This window comes from Pedobacter agri (assembly GCF_032678665.1).
Lineage (GTDB): Bacteria > Bacteroidota > Bacteroidia > Sphingobacteriales > Sphingobacteriaceae > Pedobacter > Pedobacter agri_A.
Window position 1 is genome coordinate 585288 of sequence record NZ_JAVTSH010000002.1, and the last position, 14180, is coordinate 599467.

The 14180-nt window shown below is 36.8% G+C and carries 10 protein-coding genes; 7 read left to right on the plus strand and 3 right to left on the minus strand.

Translation table 11 applies throughout. The features are described 5' to 3' along the window. Positions 1-7 precede the first annotated feature (7 nt). The gene (gene treZ, locus R2Q70_RS06150) at positions 8-1882 is read left to right on the plus strand and encodes a malto-oligosyltrehalose trehalohydrolase (RefSeq protein WP_316806759.1); all 1875 of its coding nucleotides are present in this window, start codon (positions 8-10) and stop codon (positions 1880-1882) included. Continuing rightward, complete coding sequence (treY, locus tag R2Q70_RS06155) at positions 1875-5918, plus strand: malto-oligosyltrehalose synthase (protein WP_316806760.1); 4044 nt, start codon at positions 1875-1877, stop codon at positions 5916-5918. Before treZ ends, treY begins: the two co-directional genes overlap by 8 nt. Here treY and R2Q70_RS21890 read toward each other — a convergent pair whose 3' ends face one another. Beyond that, positions 5919-6125 carry a DUF3606 domain-containing protein gene (locus R2Q70_RS21890; protein ID WP_410478357.1) on the minus strand — a complete coding sequence of 69 codons (207 nt, stop codon included), beginning with the start codon at positions 6123-6125 and terminating at the stop codon, positions 5919-5921. A 673-nt stretch (positions 6126-6798) separates the two neighbouring features. Here R2Q70_RS21890 and R2Q70_RS06160 point away from each other — a divergent pair. The 5 genes from R2Q70_RS06160 (at position 6799) to R2Q70_RS06180 (ending at position 12012) form a co-directional block, all read left to right on the plus strand. Beyond that, positions 6799-7434 (plus strand): Crp/Fnr family transcriptional regulator, encoded by a 636-nt coding sequence (locus R2Q70_RS06160; RefSeq protein ID WP_316806761.1) that lies wholly within the window; start codon positions 6799-6801, stop codon positions 7432-7434. 371 nt (positions 7435-7805) lie between these two features. After that, positions 7806-8375, plus strand: coding sequence for a UbiX family flavin prenyltransferase (locus R2Q70_RS06165; protein ID WP_316806762.1), 570 nt, complete (start codon positions 7806-7808; stop codon positions 8373-8375). Positions 8376-8496: 121 nt separating this feature from the next. Further along, positions 8497-9819, plus strand: a complete 1323-nt coding sequence (mtaB, locus tag R2Q70_RS06170; protein ID WP_316806763.1) for a tRNA (N(6)-L-threonylcarbamoyladenosine(37)-C(2))-methylthiotransferase MtaB — start codon at positions 8497-8499, stop codon at positions 9817-9819. A gap of 194 nt (positions 9820-10013) precedes the next feature. Then, positions 10014-11165, plus strand: a complete 1152-nt coding sequence (locus R2Q70_RS06175; protein WP_316806764.1) for a prolipoprotein diacylglyceryl transferase — start codon at positions 10014-10016, stop codon at positions 11163-11165. A gap of 58 nt (positions 11166-11223) precedes the next feature. After that, positions 11224-12012: an inositol monophosphatase family protein gene (locus tag R2Q70_RS06180; RefSeq protein ID WP_316806765.1), complete on the plus strand. Its 789-nt coding sequence runs from the start codon at positions 11224-11226 to the stop codon at positions 12010-12012. 139 nt (positions 12013-12151) lie between these two features. Here R2Q70_RS06180 and R2Q70_RS06185 read toward each other — a convergent pair whose 3' ends face one another. Both R2Q70_RS06185 and purB read right to left on the minus strand, forming a co-directional pair. Further along, a complete protein-coding gene (locus R2Q70_RS06185) occupies positions 12152-12703 on the minus strand; it encodes a NifU family protein (protein ID WP_010601945.1) in 552 nt (183 codons plus the stop codon). A gap of 87 nt (positions 12704-12790) precedes the next feature. After that, on the minus strand, positions 12791-14137 hold the full coding sequence (gene purB / locus R2Q70_RS06190) for an adenylosuccinate lyase (RefSeq protein WP_316806766.1): 1347 nt from the start codon (positions 14135-14137) through the stop codon (positions 12791-12793). Positions 14138-14180 lie beyond the last annotated feature (43 nt).

Consider the following 14180-nt stretch of genomic DNA (forward strand, 5'->3'; position numbering starts at 1 on the left):
ATCACAGATGGAGATAAACATCCGGGAGCGAAAGATTGGATTGAACTTTTCAAGTGCGGGAAAGGCCGAAGTTTGGCTTTGGGCACCCTATGCTGCGATGGTATCTATGTTCCTTGTAAACAAGAAATTGAAATTACCAATGCTGAAACAGGATTTCGGTTACTGGTTTTTGAGTACCAATGAGATTGCGGAAGGAGATGAGTATAGTTTTGAGATATCAAAATTTTCCGAAGGTGGTCAAATTCTTTCACAAAATGAATCCTTTAATCGGGCCGACCCAGCCGCTGCATTTCAGGAAAAAGGTGTTGACGGAAATTCAACCGCAATAAATTTGAAAACATTCCCTTGGACAGATGAAAGCTGGAAGGGAATCCCGATAGAAAACTATATCATTTATGAACTGCATACCGGCACATTTTCACCATCTGGCGATTTTAAATCTATAGAAGAAAAGCTGGATTATTTGCTCGATTTAGGAATTACTGCTATAGAATTAATGCCGGTTGCGCAATTTCCAGGCAATAGAAACTGGGGTTACGATGGCGTTTTTCCGTTTGCCGTACAAAACAGCTATGGCGGACCAATAGCTTTACAACATTTGGTGAATGCTTGTCATAAAAAAGGTTTAGCGGTTATCCTAGATGTGGTATATAATCACATGGGGCCTGAAGGAAATTACTTTCATGATTTTGGCCCTTATTTCACCGATCAGTACCACACGCCGTGGGGAAATGCCATCAATTTCGACGATGCTGATTGTGATCCGGTGAGACAGTATTTTATAGAAAACGTACTGATGTGGTTCCGCGATTTTCATATTGATGCGCTGCGACTTGACGCTGTTCATGCGATCAAAGATTTCAGCGCCACCCATATTTTACATGAGATTAAAAAATATGTTAATCAGCTTTCAGGATTTACAGGACTAAAGCATCACCTGATTGTTGAACTCGATTTAAATGACAATAAATTCATTAACCCCTTTAAACAGGGCGGTTATGCTATGGATGCGCAATGGATTGACGAGTTTCACCATGCTTTGAGGGTAACATCTGGTCAGGCAAAAACAGGTTACTATGCTGATTTTAATGGTATCGAACATTTGGCGAAAGCTTTTACTGATGCTTATGTATATGATGGACAATATTCTGCCCACCGACAAAAGAAGTTTGGAATTGAAGCAAAAGGCAATGCAGGAAAACAATTCATCGTATTTTCTCAAAACCATGATCAGGTAGGCAATAGAATGCTTGGTGAACGAACGAGTAAGCTGGTTAGTTTCGAAATGCTGAAACTCCTGGCTGGAGCTGTTTTCTGTGGTCCCTATCTTCCTTTAATTTTTATGGGAGAGGAATATGGCGAAATTAATCCCTTTCAGTTTTTTATTTCACATGGTGATGAAAAATTGATAGAGGCTGTGAGAGAAGGGCGTAAGAAAGAATTTGAAGCTTTCCACCATGAAGAAGATACGCCTGATCCGCAAGCTGAAGCCACTTTCAATCGTTCCAAACTGAACTGGAATAGCTTAAATGAAAAAAAACACCAGCTAATACTGAAGTTTTATACCGCATTGATTAAACTTCGAAAGTCATTAACGGCACTTGCAACACTCAACCGAAATCAATTAAAAGTTGATGTTTTTAAAGAACAAAATTGCCTGATACTCAAACGATGGGAAGGCAGTCAACAGGTGCATTGTGTGATGAATTTTTCTCCTCAGCAACAAGTGCTACCAATCCTAAATGGATTGGATTACGAACTTCAATTAAACTCTGCCGCAATAGAATGGGGTGGATCAGGTAATCATCCCTTGGTTTTTACCGAAAATAATATCACTATTTCTCCAGAATCGATCCTAATTTTTACTAGCTCAAATGTTTAAACCGACCTCAACCTACCGAATTCAGTTTCATAAAGATTTCAATTTCAAATCATTCAAACAGATAATTCCATATCTTAAAAATCTTGGCGTAGATACCATTTATGCATCGCCAATATTCGAAGCAGTTGAAAGCAGTATGCATGGATACGATACGATTAATCCACATCGCATAAATCCTGAAATTGGTACAGAAGCGGAGTTATTCGAAATATCCAAAGCACTGACTTCATCAGGCATAAGCTGGTTGCAAGATATTGTTCCAAACCATATGGCCTTTTCGCCAAAGAATGAATGGCTGATGGATGTGTTGAAGAAAGGAGATCAATCTGAGTATTCTTCGTTTTTTGACATCACTATTCAGGATAATGCAAAATTAATGGTTCCATTTTTAGGTGATGACCTTGATCAGGTAATCGAAAAAAATGAATTAAAAATAGTGGCTGTTGATAATGAATACTACTTAAATTACGGTGATTCAAACTGGCCGTTAAAATCTTCATCCAATAAGAAATTAAAAGATAAAAGCCTAAAGGAAATTAAAGAAAAGCAATTCGTTAAAGAAATTGCAAACGAACAATATTATCGCCTTTGCAACTGGAAAGAAACCGATCAGGCAATTAACTACCGTAGATTTTTTACGGTGAATAGTCTCATTTGCCTGGCTATACAGGAGGAAGACAATTTCAATCTTTATCATCAGTACATATTAGATTTAATTGATAAAGGTATTTTTCAGGGCTTGCGTATTGATCATATTGACGGACTCTATGATCCAAAAGGTTATCTACATCGCCTGAGGGAAGCTGTTGGCGAAAATGTATATATCGTAGTAGAAAAAATATTAGAGAAAAATGAGCAGATGCCTGGAGACTGGCCTGCGCAGGGAAACACAGGCTATGATTTTCTGGCGATGGTAAACAATTTATTCACCAATCAGGACAATCGGGAAAAGTTTAACCAGATTTACAATGATGTTACAGGTAAGGTTCTTGATCCCAGCGAATTAATAGAGGTTAAAAAGAGTTCGATTCTCTTTGAGCACATGCAGGGCGAATTAAATAATTTATTTCAATTATCCCTCTCACTAAAACTTGTTCCGGCTGCTGAATTAAATTTAGTGGGCGAAGAAAAGTTTAAACAAGGCATCGCCGAAATGTTGATCCAAATGCCGGTTTACCGATATTATAATTACACTTTTCCACTGCCCGAAGTTGATGCAAAAAATCTAACCACCATTATAAAAAAGGTTGGCGAAAAGCAAAATTTAAAAGAGGTCGCTTCCATATTGCTACGCATTTTCATTGAGAGGCCAATAAAAGGAAGCATTGATCAAAATCAGGCATTAAGTAGTTTTTATCAGCGATTGATGCAGTTTACAGGGCCACTCATGGCGAAAGGCGTGGAAGATACGGTGATGTTTACTTATAATCGCTTTATTGGCCACTCAGAAGTTGGTGATTCACCAGATGCTTTTGGTTTAAGTGTAAACGATTTTCATGATAAAATGATCAATCGGCAGCAAAATTGGCCGCTTTCTCTTAATGGTAGTGCTACACATGATACCAAAAGGGGTGAAGATTTTAGGGCAAGGATCAATGTGCTTACTGATCTACCGGAAAAATGGAAAACAGCGGTTGATGATTTTATCAAGGCTATTAAACAATCAAAACAACTTCATCATATTTTCACGTCCGTTCATAATAATGATGCCTATTTAATTTTACAGACTATTTTAGGTGCGATGCCAATGCCGGGAGAACCCGATGATGATCTTCATAACCGACTGGAATTGTATATTGAGAAGGCGCTTAGAGAGGCGAAGAAAAGATCAGACTGGGCAGAGCCAAACGAAGAATATGAGCAGTTGGTTAAAAAATTCGCGAGCCAGCTGATCAATGAAAAAGAAGATACTTATCAAATAATAACGCACATTTTAGCTGATATTGTCGATTTTGGTATTCTAAACAGCTTGTCGCAGCTGCTACTGAAATTCACTTGTCCGGGTATTCCGGATTTGTACCAAGGCTCCGAATTATGGGATTTTAGCCTGGTAGATCCAGATAATAGAAGACCTGTTGATTATAAACGTCGGAATAATTTTCTGAAAGCAGACGCTGCCATAAATCAGCTATGGAAAGAAAGATATTCTGGCGGAATAAAACTGTGGCTCACTAAAAAACTACTCAAATTAAGGAAAGAAAACGAGGATGTTTTTGCATCAGGTGAATATATCCCGCTGAAGGTAGTTGGAGATTATCAATCGAACATTTATGCCTTTGCTCGAAGGTATCGCAACAAATATATTGTCGTAGTGGTACCTGTAGGTTTAGCATCAATTACATCGAAAGAGAATATTGAGGATTTTGATTGGCTAAACACACAGGTTATTTTACCGGGCGATTGGCCTAGCTCCTGGAAAAATCTCCTTGATGATAAGGATGGTGTAAAAGATGTACTGAATGAAGGAGTTTTGATTAATCAAATCTTTACGGATGTTCACCTCGGAATCATAGAACTGAAAGAGAAAAAAAACAAAAGAAGTGCTGGAATTCTGATGCACATTACTTCATTACCCTCTGCATATGGAATTGGTGATTTTGGCAAGGAAGCACGAGAATTTGTTGATTTTTTGAGTGAAACTGATCAAAAATACTGGCAACTTTTACCGCTTAATCCTACAAAAAAGGGTAATGGACATAGTCCGTATTCGAGTAATTCTTCAAAAGCGGGAAATATCTTATTGATTGATTTACAACAACTAGCTGACGAAGGCCTATTAGCAAAGTCCGATTTGAAGACCGCCGAAATTCCATTTAGTAATACAGTTCGTTTCACAACGGTAGAGCGTTCAAAAACTAAATTCCTACATCAGGCTTATCAAACTTTTAAAAAACTTTTACCAAAAAAATTGGTCGACGCTTTCAGACAATTTTGCGAAACCGAAGAGGAATGGCTTGATGATTTTGCTTTGTATACGGCAATTAAAAACCATCATCAGCAACTGGAATGGTATAACTGGCCATACGATTTTAAATTCCGCGATGCGAAAACAATCTCAGCTTTCGGAAATAAATTTGATGATGAGATTAATGAGGTTAAATGGCAACAGTTTGTATTTTTTAAACAGTGGCATAATTTAAAGGATTACGCTAACCTAAATGATATAAGTATTATTGGTGACTTGCCTTTTTACCTGGACTATGATTCTGTAGAGGTTTGGTCGCGGCCCGAGCTTTTTAAATTGGATGATCAACTGAAGCCAACTCATGTTGCAGGTGTTCCGCCAGATTATTTTAATGAAAAAGGCCAGCTTTGGGGTATGCCGGTTTTTAATTGGGAAATATTAAAACATAGCAATTATGAATGGTGGATTGGGCGGCTGAAGAAAAATATGGAAATGTATGATCTTTTGCGTTTAGATCATTTTCGGGCATTTTCGTCTTTCTGGGAGGTTCCAGCTGCAGATAGTGATGCCATTAACGGATCTTGGCAAATTGGACCAGGTAGCAGCTTTTTTAAAGTTATTAAAGGCAATTTCCCTGATATGCCATTCATCGCTGAAGATTTGGGAGAGATAACTGACGACGTTGAAAAATTGAGAGATGAGTTTATGTTACCTGGAATGAAAGTGTTGCAGTTTGCTTTTGGCGCAGATATGGTGATATCGCCGCACATTCCTCATAATTTTGAAACCAACAATTGCATTGCCTACTCTGGAACGCATGATAACAACACCTCGATAGGTTTGTTTAAAGATGAAATAGATGAGCAAACCATGCAAAGGGTACAGGCATACTTAGCTCATCCGTTTCTCGAAAACCAGTTTCATCACGAAATCATTCGCCTAACCTTTTCCTCCTCAGCAAAAACCGCTATTCTTCCAATTCAGGATTTGCTGGGCTTAGATGGGAATTCCCGAATGAATATACCCGGCCAGGCGCAAGGAAACTGGGTATGGCGATTAGACACAACACAGCTGATGCCAATTAAAATTTGGTTTAAGGCACAAACTGAAATTTATGGCAGGAAAAAATAATCACCTATGGGTAGACAAGTGTTTAATGTTATGTTGGTCAAAATAACGTGCTATATCTTTTAATGTCACGCATCTTGTAGCTCTGATAGCAGATTTTAGTACTTCCGTGGTAACTCCAAGTCTGGTTGTCCAATATCTGCAATCTTTTTCCTCTGAAACTTCTATGATCTCAGGTTTTTCGTCGATTTGGTGAAATGTATTGTTCATAATAATTTATTTTGAGGGTTTATTATAACAATTGATGATAAAAGCCGTCGCTTTTAAATAGGTATATGCTAATATAATAAATTCTGAAAAATTTTATATCATAATAGCGGTAATTTTATTTAGTAACTTTATCAGTGCTAACATGTTAAAATTATTTAAAAAAGATACTATGTTAACCAGAAGGTACAAAAATTATTTATTTTAGAGCTTAAAGTTGTTCAATAAATTTAAATTTTGTATGTTTAATTATACTTATATTGGTATAATTGCAAAGTTTTATTTGTTTATTCCAAATGGGTCAAAATAGGGTAGGAGTTGTATCCTGCATCGATATCGAAAATAATTGCGGTGTTATCCTCGACGAAAATTGTCAAGACATTGGTTTCACGCTAGAGGGTTTATCAGAAACAATTGACCTTGATAGCAGGGTTTCATTTGAAATTGAATTAAGCAGTAACGGTTTAGTAGCTACAAACATTTCTCCACTTGATTAATTTTATTTTAAGGTAATCAAGAAATTAATTTTTCGGACATTCCTAAAGGAAGTAATTTACTAAAACTGTTCGTTCTAAAAATTAAAACATTATCTTCACGGTTATTGTTAAAAAAGTATTCAATTATCATTTAATTTAACGGCTCAATCAATTACTTGCAGTTCCCTAAATTAAATTAAATGAATCCCGAAAGAATTTTTCCAGAAGATAAATGGTCTGAGTACGGAGGTTTTTCTCCGCTTATATCTGTTTTTCGTAGTTTTCACGACCTTTCCCCGGAGATCGAAAATATTATCAATAAGGAAACGTTTCCGGTTGCTTTCAAGAAAAATAAATTCATTTCATCTCCTTTGCATCGTAATAAGTTCATATTCCTTTTATTGAAAGGTGTAGCCAGAGGTTACATGAAAGATGAGCATGCGGAGATTACTACATGGATAGCTAAGGAGCACGAATTGATTGGAAATATCAGGAACTTATGGGAGGAAGATCAGCCGACTGAAGATTATGTTCAGGCATTGGAAGATGTTGTTGCCATTGCAGTTCCGCATGCAATGTCAAGACATTTATACAACAATTTCGATATTGCCAACTATGTTGGGCGAAAAATGACTCAAATCCATTACCTCCACGCCTGTGAACGAGCTTATATCTCCAGGCTTCAGACTGCAGAAAGCAGATATCTTCGTTTCCTGTATTCCTATCCTGATATTATTAATCGTATTCCACTTAAATATGTAGCTTCTTTTCTATGCATGCGTCTGGAAACACTATGCCGCATCCGGTCAAAACTCTCGGTAAATAATCAAAATTAAGTTTATAAGTAAGATTAATTCTACCTTAAAGATTGAATTTATCTAAGATAATAGGGTGTTTATACCTACTTAACTGCAGCATTTTAGTTCAATTTTTAGGTAAAAGCTAAGTTCTAATACCATTCAACTTATAATAAATGTTTTTTTATTGGTGTTAAGTGTTTGTAAATCAACTGTTTGTAATTATATTTTGAAAAAATAGGTCGATTTGATGGATTTAACACTTCTACATTATCTTTTTTTAAAAAATTATATATATTTGTTCTTACCCTTTCGGGGGTATGTTTTTCATAGGTAGATGTAGGGTCAGAACTTTGTTCTGGCCCTTTTTTGTTTTTAATAATGCTACTTATAAAAGCTATTTTTGTGCTATGAATAAAAAGAAAGTTATTGTTGCTGTAACTGGTGCTAGTGGTTCGGTCTATGCAAAAGTATTATTTGATCAATTAGAAAAGCTGAAAGATCAGATTGAAGCAGTTGGCGTAGTGATGAGCGATAATGCAAAAGAAGTTTGGCAGTTTGAGCTTGGTAATCAAAATTATAACGACTATAAAAAATTCACTTTTTATCATAAGAATGATTTTAATGCACCGTTTGCATCTGGTTCTGCTAAATACGATACCATGATTATTGTGCCGTGTTCGATGGGAACATTAGGTAGAATTGCTCATGGAATATCTAACGATTTAATTTCGAGAGCAGCAGATGTGGTTTTAAAAGAACGCAGAAAACTGATCGCTGTTGTTCGTGATACGCCGTTTAGCTTAATTCACATCAATAACATGAAGGCCGTTACAGAAGCCGGTGGCATTATTTGTCCTGCCAATCCCTCATTTTATAGTCTGCCAAAATCAATTGAAGAGGTAGCTGGAACTGTGATTAGCCGGGTTTTAGATTTGGCAGGCTTTGAACAAGATAGTTATCGTTGGAATGAAAAATAATCTATTATTGATTACGATTTTATTTGCAATGGCTTCAAATTCTGAAAATTTACAAATTACAAACTGACTAAAACTCGAAAGCTGCTAACTGAAAACTAATTTTGCTATCTTTGCAGGCTCAATGAAAAAGGTCGCATTTTATACATTAGGTTGTAAGTTAAACTTTTCTGAAACTTCCACAATTGGTAGATTATTTACTGATGCAGGTTATGCTGTAGTAGAATTTCAGGATCAGGCTGATGTGTATGTGATTAATACTTGTTCAGTTACCGATCATGCTGATAAAAAATGCAGAAAGGTAGTTAAGGAAGCGCTTAAATATTCTCCAAATGCATTTGTAACCATTGTTGGTTGCTACGCTCAACTTAAACCTCAGGAAATCGCCGAAATTGAAGGCGTAGATATGGTTTTAGGTGCTGCGGAAAAATTTAGAATTGTAGAATATATTACCGATTTAACTAAAAATCCGAAAGCTGTTGTTCACCAGCAAAACATTGAAAAAGTAAATCATAACTTTATTGCATCTTACTCTATCGGAGATAGAACACGTACTTTTTTGAAAGTTCAGGATGGTTGTGATTACCCTTGTACTTATTGTACTATCCCTCTAGCTCGTGGTGCAAGCCGTAGCGATACCATTGAAAATGTGGTTAATCGTGCTAAAATGATTGCGGAAAGCGGTGTTAAAGAAATTGTGCTTACCGGTGTAAACCTTGGCGATTTCGGGATCCGTAATGGGGAACGTGAAGATAAGTTTTTCGATTTGGTAAAAGCGTTAGACGAGGTTGAAGGAATCGAACGCATCCGAATTTCATCCATCGAGCCAAACCTGTTAAGCAATGAAATTATCGAGTTTGTATCTACCTCGAAACGTTTTGTTCCTCATTTCCATATTCCTTTACAATCAGGTTCTGATAAAATTTTAGGCTTGATGCGCCGTAGATATCGTACAGATTTATATGTTGAGCGTGTGGCTAAAATTAAAGAAGTGATGCCACACTGTTGTATTGGTGTTGATGTTATTGTTGGTTTTCCTGGCGAAACGAAAGAGGACTTTCTTGATACCTATCAGTTTTTAAATCAACTGGATATTTCTTATCTGCATGTTTTTACTTACTCTGAGCGTGAATTAACAGTAGCTGCAGAAATGAAAGGTGTAGTGCCTGGTAGCCAACGCAATGAACGAAGCAAGATGCTACATATTTTATCTGATAAGAAAAGAAGGGCATTCTATGAGTCGCAAATTGGCAGCAATGCCGAAGTACTTTTTGAAGCTGATCAGAAAATGGGATACATGCATGGTTTTACCAAAAACTATGTAAAGGTACGAGCTAAGTATGATCCAATTATGGTGAATGAACTTAAAGCTGTTAAGCTTATGGAAATGACTGCCGATGGTGAAGTGGAAGTTGCCGAATTGGAAACTGCCTACGCACATCACTAATCCATTTAGCCTTCGCTTGGAAGCTAAACTTATCGGGTTTGCTGTTGATAATTTTGCCTTGAGCGCATAGCTGCAATTTCATATTTTAAGCTTGTATCCTTTCTGCTTCAACCTTTAATCTACGGTCTTCCGGCAATCATCTTAATGCTTTCAGCTTTAACCTTTGTTTCCTATCTTCGCAACAAATAATTTTTATGTTTCCTACGGTTTCGCATTTTTTAGAATATTTATTTGGCATTAATTTGCCGCTACCCTTTAATACTTTTGGCGTGTTTGTAGCCATAGCATTTGTTGCTGGTTATTGGGCATTTACAAAAGAACTTAAACGTAAAGAAGCGTTAGGTGTCCTTCATCCGATAAAGAAGACTATCGTTATCGGCAAACCGGCCACCACTTCTGAGATCATCATGAATGCCCTTTTCGGCTTCATTATTGGTTATAAATTGGTTTATGCAATGCTAAATTATGCTCTTTTCGTTAGCGACGCACAGTCGATTTTAATGTCAACCAAAGGAAATTTGTTAGGTGGATTATTTTTTGCAGGTTTGTTTGCTTATTGGGATTATAAGGAAAAAGATAAAAATAAATTAGATAAGCCAAAAGAAACCCAAGTTACTGTACATCCGTACCAGATCATGAGTAATTTGATTGTTTGGGCAGCAATTTGGGGCTTTTTAGGCGCAAAATTCTTCGATAATTTAGAATATTGGGATGATTTTGTTCAGAACCCGATAGAGCGACTGCTATCTTTTAGTGGCTTAACATTTTACGGTGGTTTAATTTGTGGTGGTGCAGCAGTGCTGATCATTGCCAAAAGAAACGGAATTAAGCCTTTGCATATGCTTGATGTTGGAGGACCAGGAATGATGTTGGCTTATGCAGTGGGCCGTATTGGCTGTCATTTATCTGGCGATGGAGATTGGGGAATTGTAAATAATAATCCAAAACCATTTTCGTGGTTGCCAGATTGGTTGTGGTCTTATAAATATCCAAATAACGTAGTAGGCGAGGGCATTCCCATTCCCGACTGTACAGGCAAATTTTGTAATGAGCTTGCTCAGGGAGTTTACCCAACGCCAATTTATGAAGTAATTGTTTGTTTACTGTTTTTTGCTTTTTTATGGAGCATTCGCGATAAAATAAAGGCGCCAGGTTTAATGTTCGGTATTTACATGATCCTGAATGGCATCGAACGTTTCTGTATTGAATTAATTCGCGTAAATTCAAAATATCATGTATTCGGCTTATCATTTACACAAGCTGAAATGATCTCAACTTTTTTGGTGATTGGTGGTATTGCCTTAAGTGCCTACGCCTTAAGAAACAAGAATACTTTAGCGTCCTGAGATCCTCTCTAAAATCATATTAATTCCAACAACATCCCCAGGTTTTTGTTAAATAGCTATGAATTACGAATTATTATGCAATAAGGTAATCTCAATTGTGAAACTTACCGGAAATTTTATCCGTAAGGAATCAATGCAATTCGATGCCAGTAAAATTGAGTATAAGGGTTTAAATGATATGGTTTCGTATGTGGATAAAACAGCAGAGCAGAAACTTGTCCAGAACCTGGAAAAACTTATCCCAGATGCTGGATTTATTACCGAAGAAAAAACGATCAGCAGAGAAGGTAAAAATTTCACATGGATCATTGATCCACTGGATGGAACAACTAATTTTATTCATGGCATCCCGGCTTACGGGATTAGTGTTGCCTTATATGAGGATGGCGTGCCCGTAATTGGGGTTGTTTATGAACTTAACCGTGGCGAGATGTTTTTCACCTATAAGGGTGGAAAAGCTTTTCTGAATAAAAAAGAAATACGGGTTTCGGTTAATCCTGATTTGAAATCAAGTTTATTGGCAACGGGTTTTCCATATTATCAGTTCGATAAACAACCGCAATATTTAAAGCTATTGGAAGAAATGATGCAGAAGAGTCATGGTGTTCGTCGTATCGGAGCTGCTGCCATTGATTTGGTTTATACAGCATGTGGGCGCTTCGATGCTTTTTTTGAATATAATTTGCAGCAATGGGATTTCGCAGCGGGTTGTTTTATTGTTCAACAAGCCGGAGGAGAAGTTTTTGATTTTTCTGGTGGAGATGAATACTTCAGCAAACGGGAAATTCTCGCCACCAATGGAAAACTGACAAATGAAATGCTTCAAGCAATTAAAAAATATTTTTGATAAGAAGATTAGAACTTCCTACAATTAGCTTTTTCCTACAAGATCAACGGTGAACATTACCAAGAAAAAATGAATTAAAAAAGAATGGCCCGCTAAATCAGCGGGCCATTCTTTTTGATAAACTATGAAAAATGCTCAATTATAGTGCTTCCGAAACAACGTCAGTTACTTCAGGAACCATTCTTTGTAAAAGGTTTTGAATACCTGATTTAAGGGTAATTGTAGAAGATGGACAGCCACTGCAAGAACCACGTAACTCAACAGTAACCACACCTTCATCAAAAGATTTATAGGTGATGGCACCACCATCTTGCTCTACTGCAGGACGAACGTAGTCATGCAAAATTTGCTGGATTTTAATCTCAGTTTCAGAACCTTCAAATGCAGGAGCTTCTTCTGCAGTCGCTTCTTTAATCTTTAGTTCCGATTCCACCGCACCTTTAACAAATTCCTTTAAAATAGCTTCGATATCTGCCCAGTCTGCATCATCTGTTTTAGTAATGGTTACAAAGTTGCTGGCGAAAAATACACCAGAAACAAAGTTGAACTTAAATAACTCCTTCGCGAACGGAGAGTGCTCCGCACTTTCTTTTGTTGCAAAATCTTCACTTCCGTTTATTAATAGCTTATTCACCATGAATTTCATGGTAGCTGGATTTGGAGTTTGTTCTGTATATACGTTAATGGTCATGTCTTAATCAATTAGAATAAACAAAATTAACAATTAGTCGCCAATAAAACTTTTGCCTGCTGTCTGTTTAGCGTCAATTTAATTCGCCTAAAAAACGCCGGTATAATTAAAAGGTGTGATGGTTCTTAATTGAACTTTAACATCTTCTGAAACTGCTAAACCTTCGATAAAATCTGCAATACTGACTGCATTAATTTTTGAATTTGTTCTGGTTAACTCTTTTAATGCCTCGTAAGGATTTGGAAAGTTTTCTCTACGTAAAACAGTTTGAATAGCCTCTGCAACTACCGCCCAGTTATCATCTAAATCAGCATGTAAAGCGGCTTCGTTTAATAAGATTTTATTCAATCCCCTTAAAGTGGAGTTGATTGCAATAAGCGTATGGCCAAATGGAACACCAATATTTCTCAGCACCGTAGAATCAGTCAAGTCTCTTTGTAGTCTTGAAATTGGAAGTTTAGCTGCAAAAAATTCAAATAATGCGTTCGCTATTCCGGCATTTCCTTCCGCATTTTCAAAATCAATTGGGTTAACCTTATGTGGCATAGCCGATGAGCCAATTTCTCCAGCTTTGATTTTCTGTTTGAAATAATTTTTAGATATGTAGGTCCAGATGTCTCGATCTAAATCAATAATAATGTTGTTGATGCGTTTCAAAGCATCACATTGTGCTGCGAACTGATCATAATGTTCAATTTGCGTAGTATGTTGAGCCCTGCTTAATCCTAAAGTTTCATTTACGAGTTTGTTCGAAAAATCTACCCAATTCACTTGCGGATAAGCAATGTGATGGGCGTTGAAGTTTCCGGTTGCTCCGCCAAATTTGGCACTGTTTGGTATAGCTTTCAAGGCTTCAACTTGTATCGCTAACCGCTCTGCGAAAACCAAAAACTCTTTGCCTAACTTAGTTGGCGATGCAGGTTGGCCATGCGTATGTGCCAACATTGGAATATCTTTCCATTCAGTAGCTAATCCATTTATTTTTTCAATTAAGGAAGCAATGGCTGGATAATAACTTTCGTTTAGCGCCAATTTAATGGAATAGGGAATAGCAGTATTATTGATGTCTTGAGAGGTTAAACCGAAATGGATAAACTCTTTATAATCCTGTAGGGAGAGCGCATCGAATTTAGATTTGATGAAGTATTCAACCGCTTTAACGTCGTGATTGGTTACTTTTTCAGTTTCTTTGATTTCTAACGCATCTGCTTCCGAAAAATTTTCATGTATCTGACGGAGTTTTGGGAAAAGATTTTTATCAAATTTTTCTAAACCCGGTAAATTAATTTCGCATAAAGAAATGAAATATTCAATTTCTACAAAAACACGGTATTTTATTAAAGCTTCCTCAGAAAAGTAGTTGGCTAAATTTTCTGTGGTCTTTCTGTAACGACCATCAACAGGTGAGATTGCTTGTAGCGATGTTAAATTCATTATGCGGATTATAATTTTGCCGCAAATTTACTACAAATGATTG